The organism is Akkermansia sp. KLE1798, assembly GCF_001580195.1.
In the GTDB taxonomy this organism is placed as follows: domain Bacteria; phylum Verrucomicrobiota; class Verrucomicrobiia; order Verrucomicrobiales; family Akkermansiaceae; genus Akkermansia; species Akkermansia biwaensis.
The window spans coordinates 143,239-159,783 of the sequence record NZ_KQ971081.1 but is presented as its reverse complement, the minus strand read 5'-3'; the positions used below and the strand labels follow the sequence as shown (position 1 = coordinate 159,783).

Genomic DNA, 16,545 nt, shown 5'->3' with positions numbered 1-16,545 from the left:
ACTAAAGTTTTCCTATATACACCTCGCCGTCGCAAGACACGGCCCCGGTCGGTCCGATTTTATCGGGTTGTAGCGCAGTCTGGTAGCGCACCTGCATGGGGTGCAGGGGGTCGCAGGTTCGAATCCTGTCAACCCGACCACTTTTAACCGCTTTAAGTTTAAATACTTAAGGCGGTTTTTATTTTCCTGTTTCTCAAGATATGCCGACCGCCGCGGGAAATATGCCAGCGTGAGACAGCGTCCTCCTGTTTCCCGCTGAAAGGCAGGTCACAGGCAGATATGCTCTCCAAACCGGATCAATACGCACTTCAGCAACGGTAGCCTTCACCTGTTCTCCGCTACCCTCCTATCATTCTACGGCAGAAAAACATCAGCCGCCATCACCACAGGTTCCACTTTCCAGGGGTGGAACATCTTCCCCTCTTATAACGTTTCATGCGGGATGATCTTTCCCCGAAATGAGGACAGATTCCCGTTGAAGTGGTATCAGTCGCTCCCGCCTATCCTGTAAAAGAGCAACACCTCAAGGCAAATGGATATATTCCAAATATCCCTGTTCTTCATGTGATACAACGGAGATTTCTCATACTTCACAACTCAAAAAATAATCATGAATAAAATCACGACTATCAACGGAATCCCGATGGTAATGCAGGATGACTTTTTCAGGCATACCGAAGACACAACCATCCACGTCACCGCGGAGGAAAAGGAAAAATGGAACGCCGGAGGTCAGGGCCCCAAGGGAGAGAAGGGAGACAAAGGCGATCCTGGAGCCACAGGCCCCCAGGGACCCAAGGGAGAACCGGGTTCACCCGGGGCGCAAGGGCCGAAAGGCGACAAAGGTGATCCTGGTGAGTCTGCCTCCCTGGATATTACAGACAAGCGATATGGCATGGTCGAAGGAAACAATACATGGGATGGTACACAAACGTTTTCTGGCAGTGTCACGATAGATGGTGGAATTACTACCCAAATCAATGATGCGGGTACTAATTATTGGTCTCTCCACTCAACCCCCACCCAACCTAAAGTCGCGGAATTGTGGTGTTCCGATAATAATTCGGCCATAGATGTTGAGGTGCGAGATGGTGGGCTATGGCTACGAGATCAAGCCGGTAATTGCGGATCTGTGTTATTATTTGACTGGTACAGCCGCACGCAACTGGAAAACTTAACCGTCCAAAAGAATTTTACGGCAGAAGGGCCAGCCTCATTTACATCCGGCGTCACGATGAGTCAGACACTGAAAGTTACTTCGTACGCGGAAATAGGCGGAGAATTTCGCGTAGGAGCAACCATATTTCCAGGCATGGACAGTCGGGAAGGAGGATGGATCCAGCACCCGTACGATCATCTGTATTTGACGGGTGGGGGGGCATCTGGGACTGGTGAACTAACCGTCCAAATTGGAGACCAAAACAATGTCATATACGCAAATCTAGTCAAGGATAATGCCAAGCCCGGCTCTCTAAATGATAACTCCGTACTTAATCGAAAAGAAGCCGACGCCCGTTATTCTCTCCTTACCGATACGCCGGAATATTCCAAAGTAACTATTAAACCCGGTTCCGGGGCTGCAAATGGAATCATGTTCTTAGAATCGTCAGGGGAAGTGGGAACCGGTATATTTTCGGTGAACGGTATGATGTATGTGGGAGGCCCGAATGCTGATAATACTGGTATATTCCGTATCAATTGCATTTTTGCGACGTTTGGAGAATTTCAGGCTTTTGATACAGCCTCGTTCAATTCTGGTGTCACAATGAACCAGACGCTTAACGTTAAAGGACTATCAACCATGTACCGCTGTGCCGTTTATAGTGAGGAATACAGCTTGTTTTCCGTACAGATGGGTACAGCCGTATGGCAGAACAGATCAAGCGGTGTATTTGAACTATGTGGAGATGATCATTACGCTATGGGCGTCAATTTGAACGTGGGCCGTACCGATGGGGAACCCGCGCGAATTATCAAGCAAAACCAGAAAGAGCCCCTTAGCCCTACGGATGTACCAAATCTGGCGGAAGGAGATACCCGATGGGCCAAGGTGCGGACAGACCTGACGGACGCCCAATATGCAGCTTTGACAGAAAAGGATGCAACTACTATTTACATTACTTCCGACGGGGGCAAAGTTTACATTGGATCACATGCGCTTAACTAAGCTGGGCGAATACAATAAACCATATTAATACACAATATTTACGATCCCGCGAAAGAAACAGCAGCCAAATTCGATTCGCAACAGGACACCGTCTGTTTATCAAAGACAAGCCTGAAGGACGAAGCTACAGCTATTCCATTATTCTTAAAGAGTTAACGGATGATCAGACATCCGTCTATCTCGCGCTTGCCGCTTCCATCCAGAATGAGAATACTGATTGGATCAGCAACGCAGGAGCGGGAGCGGATGGCAAGTTAATAGAAGGTATTTCTGCAATTTGAAGGCCGACAGCCTAGTACGGAAGCAATCGGCACTTTAACAGCGGATGAGCTCCCTGCCCTTCTAAGTGAGGATGCATGCGCCGCCAACATCACAGGTTTCATTTTACATAGGAAGGAATGCCTTCGGGACTCTTAACGTTTCGTGCGGGATGATCTTTTCCCGGAATGAGGGCACATTCCCATTGAAGTGTTATCAGCTGTTCCCGCTTATCCGGCAAAAGAAAAACGCCTCCGGGCAAGTGGATACATCACGAATATCCCTGTTCCCTATGGGCGGCAACGGAATTTTCCATCACTTCACAACCAAAAAAGAACCATCATGAGTGAAACCACGACTATCAACGGAATTCCAATGGTAATGCAGGATGAATTTTTCGGGCATGCCGAAAATACGACCATCCACGTCACCGCGGAGGAAAAGGAAAAATGGAACATCGGAGGCCAGGGCCCCAAGGGAGAGAAAGGAGACAAAGGTGATCCCGGAGCCACAGGCCCTCAGGGACCGCAAGGCCTCAAAGGGGAACCGGGAACGCCGGGACCTGCCGGGGCACAAGGCCCGAAGGGTGACAAGGGGGATCCCGGCCCCGCCGGTCCGGAAGGTCCGGGCGGAGCTGGAATTGCTCCTGGCTGCTTCATGTGGTTTTGCGGCTCCACACCGCCGGACGGCTGGCTGGAATGTAATGGAACACTGTTGCAGATAAGCCAGTACCCGGCTCTTCACGCAGCCATCGGCACTACTTATGGGGGAGACGGAGCGACTACTTTTGCCCTTCCCGATCTGACAAACAATGATGCAGGCTTGTTTATCCGTGCCGCTACCGCAAGCAGGCAAACAGGAACTGTGCAGGGTGATGCCATGCGGCAAATCAAGGGTAGTTTTGGACAGATGAGCGACCTTGATTATTCTACATGGTCAAAAACCCTGTCCGGGCCTTTTGGTTATAAAACCAATGCAGGTATTAGTTATCCGATGAAAAAACTGACACTTAATACCTATACAGCCACATCGGAAATCACTTTTGATACGTCGGCGGCCGTTCCAACTGCAGAAGAAAACCGTCCCGTTAATATTGCATTGATGCCTCTTATCAAATATTGATAAAAACGGCAAATGAAGATGCCTGATGCTGCCACTCCATGATCTGATATGGGGACAAGCGAACACAGGCAAGGAAGCAACAGCTTCCAATCCGATCTCTTATTCCAAATCATTTCCACCGCTGCAGGCTGACAAGGCTTGCAGCGGTTTTTATCCGGTATTTTTACCTCCGTTTTATAACGAAACAATGACAGGAACGATTACCTTTTGCGCGGTAACGGACCCTGTCTCATTCATTTTCCATTCCGGGAACGCATCAAAGGCCTGTACACGCTGACGGGCATCACATATATTTCCGCCGTGAAAAGCATCCTCCTGATCGGCTTGGGCAGCTTTATCGGCGGAGTACTCCGGCACCTTCTTTCCTGCTGCCTGAATGATTCCGTCATAAAGGGATTTCCCGTGGGCACGCTGGCCGTCAATCTGGCCGGATGTTTTCTAATCGGCATTTTGTACGGCTTTTTTGACCGGGGCACATTGATCAATCCGGAACTGCGCATTTTTCTCACCATCGGGCTGTGCGGAGGCTTTACCACCTTTTCCACCTTCATGAATGAAAATTTCCTGATGGCGCAGGGCGCTCAATTCTTCACGCTGCTTCTCTATGCCGTCCTGAGCCTGGCAGGCGGCTTCCTGGCCGTCTGGCTGGGCTATACGCTGCTTAAAGCGGTGTGATTCTGTTCATCCCGTGCCTGCCCGGGAACAGGTTAAAAGGATGCGCCTCACCAAGCAATCCGCCGGATGGCTGAATCAATTGCGGCACGGGAGGCGTCACCCGTCTTCCATGCAGGAAGAATAGAGACTTGCGTCAATTTTATATTGCCTTCCTGGCTGGTAAGTCATATATCCCAGCGGTTCAACCGCCATCATGCAATCATTCACCCTGCCATGCCGCTGATCCATCTTCTGAAATACCTCGGAGTCCTGTTGACAAGCTGGTGCCTGTTGTGTTCCGGAGCCTCCGCGGCGGATAACGACAGAATCCTGATGGTGACGGAGGCTACATTCCCGCCCTATGAGTTCCGGGAGGAAAACGCCATCATGGGTATTGATCCGGAGATCATGCGGGAAGTAGCCAGACGCGCCGGGAAGGAACTGGTGATTGAAGACATGAGCTTCGATTCCGTGATTACGGCCGTGGTTTCCGGCAAGGCGGATGTGGCGGCCTCCGGAATCACGGTGACGCCGGAGCGCCTGAAACAAGTGGATTTTTCCATCCCTTACGTGGAAGCGGCCCAGGTGATCATCGTTCCCAAAGGTTCCTCCATCAGGAGCAGGGACGATATCCGGGGCCGCAGAATCGGCGTTCAGCATGGCGCTACAGGAGATATTTACGTCACCCGCAACATCCAGCAGCCGGAACGCTTTCCCAACGGGGCGCTGGCCGTGGCCGCGCTGGCGGCAGGCAAGGTGGACCTGGTGGTTATTGACCGGGACCCGGCAAGGATGTACCTGGCCAACCATGATGAGCTGGAAATACTGCCGGAGCCCCTGACCTCGGAAACGTACGCCATTGCCATACGCAAGGGAAACACGGAACTCCTCCAGCACGTCAACAAGGTCATTGCCGACATGCAGGCGTCCGGGAAGCTGGAAGAGATACGGGCCAAATACGCCGCCATGCAGGTCAGGCCCCCCGGTTCATCCGGCGCCCATGCCGCAGGTACCGGCTGGCTGGAAGGCAAGTGGCTGAACCTGAAAGAGTCGTTTGAGGTCAATTTCATTCAGGAAGGACGCTGGAAGTACCTGGCCAACGGCTTTCTGGTTACGGTGGAGGTTTCCTTCTTTTCCGTACTTCTGGGCGTTCTGATGGGTTTCGTGGTGGCCGTCATCCGCGCCACCCACGACAAGACGGGAAAGCTCCGTTTCCTGAATGCTCTCTGCAAGCTGTACCTCACGGTCATCCGGGGCACCCCCGTTGTCGTGCAGCTGCTGATCATTTACTTCATCATCTTCGGTTCCGTGGACATCAGCAAGGTGCTGGTGGCCGTGGTCGCTTTCGGCTTCAACTCCGGCGCCTACGTGGCGGAAATCATCCGCGGCGGCATCATGGCCATTGACAAGGGGCAGTTCGAAGCAGGCCGCAGCCTGGGCCTGGGGTATGCGCAGACCATGATTTACATCATTCTTCCGCAAGCATTTAAAAATGTGCTGCCCTCACTGGGGAACGAATTCATCGTGCTCCTGAAGGAAACCAGCGTCTCCGGCTACATCGCCCTTCAGGACCTGACCAAGGGCGGCGACATCATCCGCAGCCAGACCTACACCGCCTTCATGCCCCTGATGGCCGTGGCCCTGATTTACCTGGCCATGGTCATGCTGTTCAGCTGGCTGCTGGGCAAACTGGAAAGGAGACTAAAAAACAATGAATGAGCCGCCCCAACATACGCCCATGCCCATGTTCGAAATCAGCCATCTGGTGAAGGAGTTCAATGCCGTTCATGCGGTGCACGACGTCACCACGCAGATCAACCAGGGGGAGGTGGTGTTCATCGTAGGCCCCTCCGGTTCCGGAAAGAGCACTTTCCTGCGCTGCCTGAACCTTCTTGAAGAACCCACCTCCGGGGAAATCCGGTTCAAGGGGGAACTTATCAACGCGCCCCATGCGGATGTAAACAAATTCCGGCAGCACGTAGGCATGGTCTTCCAGCATTTCAACCTTTTCCCTCATCTGACCATTCTGGAAAACATCACGATCGCCCCCGTGAAGACGGGCCGTGCCACCAGAAAGGAAGCCACGGCCCAGGCGGAAGCCCTGCTCCAGCGCATCGGCCTGTATGACAAGCGGCATGCCTATCCCCTCCAGCTCTCCGGCGGCCAGAAGCAGCGCATTGCCATCGTGCGTTCCCTGGTCATGAATCCGGACGTCATCCTGTTTGACGAACCGACTTCCGCCCTGGACCCGGAAATGGTGGGGGAAGTCCTTTCCCTGATGAAAGAGCTGGCTAAAGGCGGCCTGACGATGGTGGTCGTCACCCATGAAATAGGATTCGCCCGGGAAGTGGCCACCCGTATTATATTCATGGACAGGGGAAAAATTGTGGAGGAAGGCTCCCCTTCCCAGGTCATCGACCACCCGTCACATCCCAGACTGAAGGAATTCTTCTCCAAGGTACTTTAAACGGAAGGAGAGCCCGGAATCAGGGAAAAACCGCGTCCCTGCCCATCCGGAACATGGATTCACCCAGAAAAAATGCTGACGGGCCCCCTCCACCGCCTCAACCGGAGTGACCGCCACAGAGGACCCATGGTGTTCCTGTTTGCGAAGGCCTCCATTACTTTCTTTGGCCTCCCAATCCTATTCTGACATCCACAGGCACGGTGACGATATCAACGTGCTGCTTGTACAGCAGCTTGACTTTCAACACCGGCAACTCTCCCTGATAAGGGAATTGCAGGACATAGCCATCCTCCTGAAAATTCTCCGAAACACTCCCGAAAAAGGATAACACCGAAGAATCAATTTTCTTTCCCTTTCCATCAAACAACTGCCATTCATCAATCATGAAACGGTGCTCGCTGCCCAGTGACACACGTACGGTGAACTCCTCTCCCTTCCTTTCCGCCAGACTTACCGTCCATTCACAGGCGGGTCCCTCCTCTGCAACAATGATGTCTCCTTTCTGCTCTCTTTCCGCATACGGCGACAAAGGCACATCCTTTTTGACTTCCTTTTCCTCCAGCGGAAATTCATAAAGGGGCGTCTCCCGGTCGCGCGCCACAGGAACACGGAGCGTTCCCCGCAAACGCACCCATGCCGCGCCCGCAGCCGGCAGGTGGGGGCACTCGCCGTAAACCACAACCTTGTTCACGCTCTCCCTGGACGGATCCCCAAGAAAACCAAGATTAAATGTCACGACGCCCAGCTTTTTTCCCGTGGAGTCCTCCGCCGTCAGAACCTGCTCCTGAACCTTGTCGTCAGATTCAAAATTCAGGGGGGCAGGGACACTCAGCATGGCTCCAAATATCAATTTCGGAACCGGGAGGGACTCTCCCTTTTTATCCATCAACCCTATTTGGACTACCGGGAACTCCACTTTTACATCGGAACTTTTCAAGCCGCCCGCATCCTGCGTTCCGGCAAACGCCGCCAAGCCTGCCATCCAGAATATTCCGCAACTTTTCTTCATCATCATTTTCCGTTCCCGTTTATTTCACAGTTTTCCCCGGCCTCCCCGCCGGGAGAACCATTCCCGCCATGCCAATCCTGAATGAAACCGGAACTTCCGCTTCCTTCAATCGCGACGCATACCGGATCCTGAAATTCAACCGATTGTCTTCCGGTCTTTGCAGAACAAAGAATGCCGCCCATGCGGACTTCCCGTTCCTGAAATTTCCCGGCAGCAGAGAGTGATTGTTCTTCTCCTCCGGATTGTCCTGATCCACTAATTCCAATTCGCGGGCTCCGCTTCCGTCCGGAAGGACCAAACTCAACTCCACCCATACACTATCTTTCTGACCGGGAATGGAAAAACCCCAGTTTGTCACGGTCAACTCCGTATGCACGTCCTCCTCCTTCCCGCTGTTCAACGCGGCTTTTTCCAGCACCACGGGCACTCTGGCCCCCTTTTCCAACGGGACCGACACCACTTCCGAATCCCTGTCCATGCTTGAAACCGTGACGGCGGCAGTTCCCCGAACTTCCACCCAGCGGGCATCCCGCCCAGGCGTCCAATCCCTTCCCTCCACGGAAAGCCACGGCCGGAGAGGGCTTACGATCCACCGTTCTGTCACGGAAGCTTGATGAAGCAACTGCACGCCGGGAGGGCGGCTTCCCAGAGAATCACATAAATCCAGCCGCGTTTTCCCCAAATGCACAGAGGCGATTTTCCAGGGAGCCGTACACTGGAACAGCATGTGCATGGTCAGATGCGGGACCGTGTCTTCTCCATGGAACCGGCCTTCGCCGCTCCATATATTCACGGAGTGGATAACCGCCTTCACGGCAGGTTCGGAAACTGGCTGCGCATGAAGCAACACCGGCACGCACGCCAGCACGGATGAAAACAAGGTACGGAACATCACGTCAAAGAGAGATTCTCCATTCAGTATAACTTACATATGAATGAATACAAGCGGCTTCCGCATCGTTTTTCCTGTTCGGCCCCCGGACAGGTTCACTTGCCCTTCCTGATTTCCCCCCTCATGCCCAGTTTGACATCTACGGGAACAGCTACCGTTTCATGGGGAATTTGGTAAAGGATGCGGAACCTGAGTTTTTCCAGCTTTTCCGGTTCTTTAAAGACAAAACATTTTGCCCAGGAGGCGGAAGAATCGTCTTCATCAGAAGAATAGTTGGTACCAAAAGAGGATGCCTTCAATGATTCACCCTTTTCATTCAGTATCTCGAAGGAATCCAGACGGAAAGCGGAGTCAGCCTTCAGACCGATCATCACTCTGGCCATTTTCCCATCCTGATTTTCATACGTGCTGTAATCCTCCAGCACGAGCTTTCCTGCCGAAGGCCCCTGAACAGATACAACGTCGATGCCTTCCTCCCCTTCTTCACTGTTTCCGGGCAACGGCACATCCATTTCCGCCCCTTTTGACAGAGGCAGCTCATAAACGCGGCTTTTCAATGTCCGGGCCAGGGAAATGCGCCATACCCCCTGCAGCCGTATCCAGGAAACTCCCGGGGGCGGAATCTCCCCCGCCGTACCTCTCATCCCGGTTTGGCGCCATCCTTTCCGGGAGGATTGAAACGGGCTTATATCAAACTCCACGGGAGCCAGCTTCCTCCCCGCGGAATCCACGGCCTCCAGATACTGGACTCCGGAATGCTCCCACACCGCAAAGGACAAAGGCTCTTTAACACTTAATATTGCCTCTACATTCAACTCCAACGGGATTTTTTCCTTGCGCGCCCTCTTGGATAATCCTACGGAAACAAATTCAATTCTTACCGGCTGCTTTTCTTTCTTCCCATCCTTCTCCGTAACGGCGGCCCCCAGGGAAGCTCCCAGAATCAGGCAGATGCCCGGAATGCCATATCTCTTCATATCAATTTTCTTTCGTTGAACCTTCCTGTTTTTCCCCCATGCCGAACAAGCCGAAGCGGATATCCACCGGAACCACGATCTTTTTCATCCTGGTTGCGTACCTGACGGAAATATCAAGTTCCTCCTCCTTCCTGTCGCCCAGCTCCAGATAGCGGCACCAGCCATGCTTTCCGCCGGGATCAATGCCGCTTCCACCGTAATCCGCCACCGGCAGCGGGGTACCGTCTTTCGTTTGCGTTTCCAGGTCCAGCAGTCCCACCCTGACGGGGGAAACCAGGGAAAAACTCACCTGGGAGCTCTCTTCCCGTCCGCACCATGCCCCCAACCTGCCCACCGATAGTTGAACCTCCACGTCTCCGCCGTCCATGCCCGCTCCCTTGAGCGTCAGCGGCACGGAAAATCCGTCGACCAGCTTGACCTTCACTTTCTCCGACAGTACGGCAGTCCGGTACATGAAAAAGGGAATTTCACCCTTCAGTTCCACCCATTCCGTATCTTCCGCGGGCAGCCAGCCTTCCCAGGACAAGGAAATCTCACCAGTTTTTTCGTTAAAAGAAAAGTCATTGCGGGAAATATACCGGCACTCGCCTTTGGAACTGGCATCTCCCCTGGAATCCACCAATTGCAGACTGGCGTTGCTTTCATCAAAATAGGCTGCCTTCCAGTCAGTTTCCTCCAGGAATGACAGTTCCAGGTCAATATTCTCAGAATCCGTACTGATTTTCCATCTGTCCAGGGAGAGGGATATGGCTGATTCCGCGGGAGCCTCCTCCGCAGGTGCGGAACAACAAACGGCCATGCAGCAAAACACGGACAGCCAGGGTATGATTCGGTAGAGCATGGGTAGGGGAACAAACAGGATTTCTTGTAATAATCATTACATTACCAACGACGATCTCAAAACGGAAGAGATTTTTCCAATGACCGGAGAGCCGTTTCCGGTGAGGATATTATTTCCTCTTTTGCGGCTCATCCCGTATTTCTCCCCTCATGCCAAATTTGATATCTACCGGAATTTTTACTAGTTTCCGGAAGGCCCTGTAAATCGGCCGGATCCTGAGTTTTTTCCCGTCTCCAGGGTCCTCAAAAAAGTACGTGGCATCCGCTCTACAGGAAGATTCCACTGGAGAATAGGACATTCCCCCAGTCATGGTTTCCAGGACTTCATTCTTGTCATTCAAGATTTGAAATGCAGAAAGCTCAATGGGGGCGTCTGCCTCCAGGCCAATCTCCGCTTTGACCATTTTTTTGCCCTCATACTCAATTTTTTTATATTCTTTCAGAACAATTCTTGAGGAAGAAGCCGTCCGGGCTGTCACCACATCTTCACTTGCCTCCCCTTCCCCGCCGTTGCTGCCGGGCACGTCAATGTAAACTTCCGTTCCTTTCTCCGCAAGCAGTTCATAAACGTCTCCCTTTACCAGCCGGGCAAGAGGCACCCGCAGCGTTCCTTTCAAACACAGCCAGGAGGCATCCGGGCCGGGCGCTTCTCCGGCAGTCCCGGAAATGCGTAAATACACCATGCCATCCGCCGCAATCTGAATCGGTGCTGACAAACGGATTTCCGCCGGTGCCAGTTTTCGTCCGGAAGAGTCCGTTACATCCAGATACTGCAACCCGGTGTCGGCATATTGCCCAAAACATCGCGGTTCACTGACGCTCAAAACCATGCAGAATTTCAACTTGAGAGCGCTTTCTTCCCAAACGCCGTTCCGACACCTCCGATCGCTACCCCACCCAACATTGTCCATTCCAACGCCCACTCCATTTTCCACCGCCGCTCCGCTTCCTGTCTGAACCGCCACCCATGAGACGGCCACCGCCGCCAGGACAAGCCAGTTACTTATCATGCCGTGCTTTCTCATCTCCATTCTCTTCCTGTTGAATATTCCGGTTTTCCATTACTCCGAACAGACCGAACCGAGCCTGTACCGGAACCATGATTTCTTTCAATTCGTCCGCATATTTGACGGCTACCTTCCATTCCCCCTCTTTGATGTCCTCCTCCCGGAAGTTCATGATCCAGCAGTATTTCCTGCCGGGATGGCCCACTTCCCCGGGAACATATTCCGACGGTCCATCCACGGGCAGTACGGCTCCATCTTCGGATTCCACGTTAGCTCCCAAAAAACCTATCTTTGACGGTGCGAACAGGCGAAGCGATACAAACCCCTGGCTCCCGATGACCTTATAGGGAACCACCTCCAATACGGCATCCACATCCCCTCCATCCGGACCGGCGTTCCGGAGCACCAGGGGAACAGAACTCCCCTCCTCCATTTTCAGGGAAACGCTTTCCGACATGAAAGAAGTCCGGCAGATGAGGAAGGGTATCTTTCCGCTCACCTCCATCCATTTCGCGTCTGCCGACGGCAGCCAGGACTCCGTGGACAAAGTAATCCTTTTACCCTTCTCCAGCCCCTCCAGCAACGAGGGTGAGTCATCATAACAACACTCCATGCCGGGGCAGGAAGAACCTTCCGAGTCCGCCAGCTTCAATCCTCCTTCACCGACTCCGCAGCAGGCAATTTTCCAACCGGACTCTTCTACGGCCTTCATCGTGACTTTCAACTCAAGATCAAGCTGCCGCTTCTTTGAAGGATCTCCCCTCCGTACAGATTGTGTGGACCAGTTGTAAGGGGAAACGGTGATGACAGGTTCTTCAGGTATTTCCCCGGCAAAAGAGGAAGAGCAAAGGGCCATCCCCCAAACAGCCGGGCAGAATAAAAAACGGCAAAACATAAAACAGTTAAACGTTAGTCTCATTCCAATAAATATATTATTTACTCACAATCATCAACATGGATAATTTCCCAAAAAATCAGTACCGGGTGCGGTGCAACAATCAACGGAGGAGGGCGCCCTTCCCTTTTTCCGGTTCCTCCCGGATTTCCCCCCTCATGCCAAATTTAATATCCACCGGAACGGTGACCGTCTTCTGCCGCACTCTGTAAAGCAGCCTGATCCTGAGTTTCCGGATATCTTCCGGTGCTTCAAATTCAAGCACTCTCTTCGAGTAGGAAGAGAGAAAAAAGCCTCCTTCCCACCATCGGCATGTAGTTTCCAGAACTTCATTCCTGTCATTCAATATCTGGAACTCAGCCAGTTCAAAAAGAGACTCCAAATCCAACGAAATTTCCACCCGGGCCATCTTTTTCCCCTCCTTTTCAAAAGTCTCGCACTCATGGAGGGAAAGCTTTCCCGCAGAATCATCTTCACCTACGACAATGTCGCCATTTCCCGCCTCTTCCTCCGTATTCCCGCGAGGCAGCAGAACATCCATCTGCGCCCCCGGCTGGAAGGCCAGTTCATAAACCGGACTTTCCTGAAGCCGCGCAAGGGGTATCTTCAATTCCCCTTTCAAACGCAGCCAGGAGATATCCGGCTCCGGCCCCTCTTTCAAAGTTCCGGTAATGAATGTATAAGTAACTCCTTTTTTCTGTTGTTGAAATAATTGTTTCACATCGAACGTAACCGGAGCCAGCTTCCTGCCGGAGGAATCAAGGAGATCTAAAACCTGTTTTCCGCCATTGGCATTTTCCGGAAAACACAACGGTTCCCTGATACTCAACATGAGTGATATTATCAACTCCGAATCCGTTTCTTTAAAATCCCCCAGATCTTCTTCACCGCTGCTGTGCCACATCAGATGGGGCTCCCAGCCGACATGGCCCACTCCAACTTTCACGGGATTTTCCTCCGCGGCATTGCCGCCATTCACCAAGGCAGCCCATGCCATGGAAACGGTACAGAGAAAAATCCGGGCACTCCTCATCATCTCATGCTCTTTCATCTCAATTCCTTCCCGGTTGAACCTTTTCCTTCACCACCGTGCCGAACAGGCCGCTGCGCCCCTGCACGGGGATCACGGCTTCCTTCAAGCTGACCAGATATTTGACGGACACAATCACTTCTTCATCCTGCATGCCGTCCAGTGCCAGAAACTGGTACCACGAATATTTCCGTCCGGAATTTCTTTCTTTTTCCCCGCCGAACTTTCCCAGAATCGCTGTCCCGTCCGCTCTTTGCACCTCAAAATCCAGAAATCCCACCGGCATTTCGGAGCTCATGCTGATGGAGAACCCGCGAATGCCCTCTCTAGAGGGACTCGGTGTATTGAAACCCACTTTCAGCACAACATTCACATCCCCACCATCCAGGGCGGCGCCCTTGAGTACCAGGGGTGCTGAAAAATCATCGACCAGCTTCAGCACAACATCTTCCGACAAGGAAGAATCACGGGAAACGACACAAGGCAAGTTTCCCTTTACCTCAATCCACTTCGCTCCCGCCGACGGCAGCCACGACTCCGTTGACAGAAGGATTCTTTCATTCCTGATGCGGCATCCGGAAGAGAAAAAAACGGAATAATCGCTCTTCATGCCGGAGCAGGAGGAACCCCTTGAATCCACCACAGTCACACCGGTCCCTCCTTCCCGGAAATAGGCGATTTTCCAATCGGATTCCTCCTTGATCTTCAGGCCTATTTGAAGTTCCCGCTTCAAGGGAAAATCCCCGGATTCGGCAGGCCTTGTCGACCATTTGTACAGCGAAGCGGAAAAAGCCGGATTTTCGGTTCCTTTCTCCCCATAGGAAGGGAAAGCAAGCAAAAAACAGCAAACGGCTGCCACCCGGGGCAGATGGAAATACTGTATCATCTCATTCACAGGTAGTTTGTTATTTCATACAAGTAACATTTTTATTTTCTGAATCAACTTTTAAAATATACCTTTGCCGGGAAAACGTAAACATCCCGCCAAAGACGAGAATCATGCCCGGCGGAAACGGGAAAATGCTTCCACGACATTCCCGGAAAGAAGACGGATTCCACGCTTTTGCCAATTTCCGGCAGTTTCACGCTGCATACAACCGTGCCACGAAACGGATACGGCAGACTTTCCGGAAGCCGGTTTTTCAACGATGGAACAACAAAGGCCATCCTGCAACACACATCCGAACGAAAATGGGAAACGTCAAGTCATGAAAAGACTGCGGAAGGACACAACCACCCGCGAATCCATGTCCCTATACCAATGCCCATCCCAGCAACTTCCCAAAATTGCCGTATCTTCACTCCCAAGCACGCATTACCGGCGCTCCCCGCCCTTTCCCTTTTCCGGCTCCTCCGGTATCTCACCCCTCATGCCTATTTTGGCATCCACGGGAACGGCCACGGATTCCACAGGAACCCTGTACACCATTCTTATTCTCATTTTCGAGAAGTCTTTCGGAGCCTCAAACCGGAGATATCTTGTCCACTTCCTTGAATCTCCCGACCTTCCGGAAGAACTGCCCCTCAAATCGGTTTTCAGAACGGCATCTTTGACATCCAGAACCTGGAATCCTTCCAGTTCAAAAGGAACATCCGTCTCCAGCCCGATCTCTGCCGTAACCGTTTTCTTGCCCTCCTTTTCAACCACCTCATATTCATCAAGAAAAAGCCTTCCCGTGGAGGGATCTCCTGCCACTACGATATCTTTGGGAGCGGCAGTTTTATCATCCGTCTCCCTGGGCAGCGGAACATGCATTTCCGTTCCCTTTTTTGGAACGAGTTCATGAACAGGCCCCGTCACCAGCCGGGCGACGGGAACCTTCAGCATCCCCTTCAGCCGGAGCCATGCCACATCCGGAAGAGGCAATTCCCCGGCTTTCCCGAACACGCATGCATATGCTTCTCCATCATCACCCTGCTGATACAGATAGCCCAGATTGAATTCCACAGGGGCCAGCTTTCTTCCGGAGGAATCCGTCATTTCCAGATATTGAATGGAATCGGAATTACTTTGGAAAGACAAAGAGGGCTTGATATCCAGCCTCGTCTCAAAAACCAGTTGCAAGGGACCTTCCTTCAACTCCCCGTTCACCCATGATTCCTTGCTTGCCACCTTCACGGAGATAAATCTGGCCTTTACGGGTTTCTCCGCCGCCTCTTCCCCCCATGCTCCCGTGCCCATGGCAGCGGCAGCGCCCAGAACAAGCAGCATGTTTACCACACTTTTCCTATTCATGGCCATCTCCCTCTTTCTTCATTTCCATCTTCTCCATCTGCCCGAAGAGGCCGCTCCGGACATCAACCGGAGCCATGATCCTCCTCAAATTCACCGCATGCCTGACAGTTACGGACAGTTCATTGCCCTCTATTCCCTCTACAGACAAATATCGATTCCATTCATACTTGTCTTTAGCCGTTCCAAATCCCCTCCCGGAGGTTCTAACCGATAACACAGTACCATCAGCCGCCTTCAATTCAAAATCCAGAAAACCTATCTTTTCAGAGGAAGTCAGCTGGAGCACCAGCCAGCTGCCGGAGTCTTCCTCTTTCCCTGCCTGATAATTTTCCACCTCCAGCACAGCTTCCACATCATGGCCGCCTTTCCCTCCTTCCTGTTCCATTCCGGCGTTCTTTAGCACCACAGGAATGGAAAATCCCTTCTCCAGCTTGATTTTCACGCTTTCCGAATCAGCCGTGGCACAAGACACCACGCAGGGAATGTCGCCTTTCACTTCCGTCCACACAGCGTCCGGGGAAGGAAGCCAGGAATCCGCAGTTACGTAAACAATGCCATCCCTCCTGTCCCTTTCCGGCTTAGGGGAAGCGTAATACCTGCATTCCATCCCGGAACATGAGGATCCTGTGGAATCCTTCAGGCTCAATTCATGTTCTTTATCTTCACAATAGATTACCTTCCAGGGAGAATTTCCGGCGACCTTCATTTCCAGCTGGAATTCCCTGCTCTCCACAGGAGGCGTCTGCCGAAAAGACGTGTTCGTGGACCATTGATAAAAGGATATGTCAACGGACGGTTCCGGAACGGATTCTTCTCCGGAAGAAAAACACGGCGTTATCAGGCCGCAGGCGATGGCGGCAGGGAATAAAAAACGGTACAGCATGACAGGGAGGGTACAGGGGGGAGTTTTCACCATACCAGCCCTCCTCCCGGAAACAAGGTCAAAACGCAGTTCCGGCCTCCAAAAATCCAGATCATTCCCCTCATGCGG

Annotated in this window: 15 protein-coding genes, 1 tRNA gene and 1 pseudogene; 8 read left to right on the top strand and 9 right to left on the bottom strand. The window is 52.4% G+C overall.

Annotated features, from left to right (window positions below; translation table 11 throughout):
- Positions 1–63 precede the first annotated feature (63 nt).
- The 7 genes and pseudogenes from HMPREF3039_RS05505 (at position 64) to HMPREF3039_RS05480 (ending at position 6,668) form a co-directional block, all read left to right on the top strand.
- Positions 64–140: transfer RNA gene (locus HMPREF3039_RS05505), tRNA-Pro, on the top strand.
- Positions 141–610: 470 nt separating this feature from the next.
- A complete protein-coding gene (locus HMPREF3039_RS14120; protein ID WP_067571303.1) occupies positions 611–2,167 on the top strand; it encodes a collagen-like triple helix repeat-containing protein in 1,557 nt (518 codons plus the stop codon).
- A gap of 600 nt (positions 2,168–2,767) precedes the next feature.
- Positions 2,768–3,547 (top strand): tail fiber protein, encoded by a 780-nt coding sequence (locus tag HMPREF3039_RS14475; RefSeq protein ID WP_067571301.1) that lies wholly within the window; start codon positions 2,768–2,770, stop codon positions 3,545–3,547.
- Between the two features lie 300 nt (positions 3,548–3,847).
- On the top strand, positions 3,848–4,222 hold the full coding sequence (crcB, locus tag HMPREF3039_RS05490; RefSeq protein WP_067952008.1) for a fluoride efflux transporter CrcB: 375 nt from the start codon (positions 3,848–3,850) through the stop codon (positions 4,220–4,222).
- A gap of 66 nt (positions 4,223–4,288) precedes the next feature.
- Positions 4,289–5,149 (top strand): annotated as a pseudogene (locus HMPREF3039_RS14600) (basic amino acid ABC transporter substrate-binding protein); the annotation flags it as partial.
- Between the two features lie 87 nt (positions 5,150–5,236).
- Positions 5,237–5,920 carry an ABC transporter permease subunit gene (locus tag HMPREF3039_RS14595; RefSeq protein ID WP_067571698.1) on the top strand — a complete coding sequence of 228 codons (684 nt, stop codon included), beginning with the start codon at positions 5,237–5,239 and terminating at the stop codon, positions 5,918–5,920.
- Positions 5,921–5,945: 25 nt separating this feature from the next.
- The gene (locus tag HMPREF3039_RS05480) at positions 5,946–6,668 is read left to right on the top strand and encodes an ATP-binding cassette domain-containing protein (protein ID WP_147549666.1); all 723 of its coding nucleotides are present in this window, start codon (positions 5,946–5,948) and stop codon (positions 6,666–6,668) included.
- 154 nt (positions 6,669–6,822) lie between these two features.
- On the opposite strand, the gene HMPREF3039_RS05475 is transcribed toward HMPREF3039_RS05480, so the two are convergent.
- Positions 6,823–7,503, bottom strand: coding sequence for a hypothetical protein (locus HMPREF3039_RS05475; RefSeq protein WP_147549612.1), 681 nt, complete (start codon positions 7,501–7,503; stop codon positions 6,823–6,825).
- A gap of 509 nt (positions 7,504–8,012) precedes the next feature.
- Between HMPREF3039_RS05475 and HMPREF3039_RS05465 the strand changes: the two genes are divergently transcribed.
- Complete coding sequence (locus HMPREF3039_RS05465; RefSeq protein WP_067571295.1) at positions 8,013–8,291, top strand: hypothetical protein; 279 nt, start codon at positions 8,013–8,015, stop codon at positions 8,289–8,291.
- Between the two features lie 373 nt (positions 8,292–8,664).
- Here the strand turns inward: HMPREF3039_RS05465 and HMPREF3039_RS05455 are convergent, their stop codons facing one another.
- The 8 genes from HMPREF3039_RS05455 to HMPREF3039_RS05415 form a co-directional block, all read right to left on the bottom strand.
- The gene (locus HMPREF3039_RS05455) at positions 8,665–9,546 is read right to left on the bottom strand and encodes a hypothetical protein (protein ID WP_067571290.1); all 882 of its coding nucleotides are present in this window, start codon (positions 9,544–9,546) and stop codon (positions 8,665–8,667) included.
- A gap of 1 nt (position 9,547) precedes the next feature.
- Positions 9,548–10,387 carry a hypothetical protein gene (locus HMPREF3039_RS05450; RefSeq protein WP_067571289.1) on the bottom strand — a complete coding sequence of 280 codons (840 nt, stop codon included), beginning with the start codon at positions 10,385–10,387 and terminating at the stop codon, positions 9,548–9,550.
- Positions 10,388–10,496: 109 nt separating this feature from the next.
- Positions 10,497–11,321, bottom strand: a complete 825-nt coding sequence (locus HMPREF3039_RS14340; protein WP_167506735.1) for a hypothetical protein — start codon at positions 11,319–11,321, stop codon at positions 10,497–10,499.
- 64 nt (positions 11,322–11,385) lie between these two features.
- On the bottom strand, positions 11,386–12,249 hold the full coding sequence (locus tag HMPREF3039_RS05440) for a hypothetical protein (RefSeq protein WP_067571285.1): 864 nt from the start codon (positions 12,247–12,249) through the stop codon (positions 11,386–11,388).
- Positions 12,250–12,391: 142 nt separating this feature from the next.
- Entirely contained in the window at positions 12,392–13,285 is an 894-nt protein-coding gene (locus HMPREF3039_RS05435) for a hypothetical protein (protein WP_067571283.1), read from the bottom strand.
- 55 nt (positions 13,286–13,340) lie between these two features.
- Positions 13,341–14,051: a hypothetical protein gene (locus tag HMPREF3039_RS05430; protein ID WP_147549618.1), complete on the bottom strand. Its 711-nt coding sequence runs from the start codon at positions 14,049–14,051 to the stop codon at positions 13,341–13,343.
- 582 nt (positions 14,052–14,633) lie between these two features.
- Positions 14,634–15,554: a hypothetical protein gene (locus HMPREF3039_RS05420; RefSeq protein WP_147549621.1), complete on the bottom strand. Its 921-nt coding sequence runs from the start codon at positions 15,552–15,554 to the stop codon at positions 14,634–14,636.
- Entirely contained in the window at positions 15,547–16,470 is a 924-nt protein-coding gene (locus HMPREF3039_RS05415) for a hypothetical protein (RefSeq protein ID WP_067571278.1), read from the bottom strand. The genes HMPREF3039_RS05420 and HMPREF3039_RS05415 overlap by 8 nt, the downstream gene beginning before the upstream one ends.
- Positions 16,471–16,545: the final 75 nt, after the last annotated feature.

Coding starts and splice junctions, on each gene's coding strand:
- HMPREF3039_RS14120 (WP_067571303.1), top strand. CDS start 611: ATGAATAAAATCACGACTATCAACGGAATCCCGATGGTAATGCAGGAT.
- HMPREF3039_RS14475 (WP_067571301.1), top strand. CDS start 2,768: ATGAGTGAAACCACGACTATCAACGGAATTCCAATGGTAATGCAGGAT.
- HMPREF3039_RS05480 (WP_147549666.1), top strand. CDS start 5,946: ATGTTCGAAATCAGCCATCTGGTGAAGGAGTTCAATGCCGTTCATGCG.
- HMPREF3039_RS05475 (WP_147549612.1), bottom strand. CDS start 7,503: ATGCTGAGTGTCCCTGCCCCCCTGAATTTTGAATCTGACGACAAGGTT.
- HMPREF3039_RS05465 (WP_067571295.1), top strand. CDS start 8,013: ATGGAAAAACCCCAGTTTGTCACGGTCAACTCCGTATGCACGTCCTCC.
- HMPREF3039_RS05455 (WP_067571290.1), bottom strand. CDS start 9,546: ATGAAGAGATATGGCATTCCGGGCATCTGCCTGATTCTGGGAGCTTCC.
- HMPREF3039_RS05450 (WP_067571289.1), bottom strand. CDS start 10,387: ATGCTCTACCGAATCATACCCTGGCTGTCCGTGTTTTGCTGCATGGCC.
- HMPREF3039_RS05440 (WP_067571285.1), bottom strand. CDS start 12,249: ATGGCCCTTTGCTCTTCCTCTTTTGCCGGGGAAATACCTGAAGAACCT.
- HMPREF3039_RS05435 (WP_067571283.1), bottom strand. CDS start 13,285: ATGGCATGGGCTGCCTTGGTGAATGGCGGCAATGCCGCGGAGGAAAAT.
- HMPREF3039_RS05420 (WP_147549621.1), bottom strand. CDS start 15,554: ATGAATAGGAAAAGTGTGGTAAACATGCTGCTTGTTCTGGGCGCTGCC.
- HMPREF3039_RS05415 (WP_067571278.1), bottom strand. CDS start 16,470: ATGGTGAAAACTCCCCCCTGTACCCTCCCTGTCATGCTGTACCGTTTT.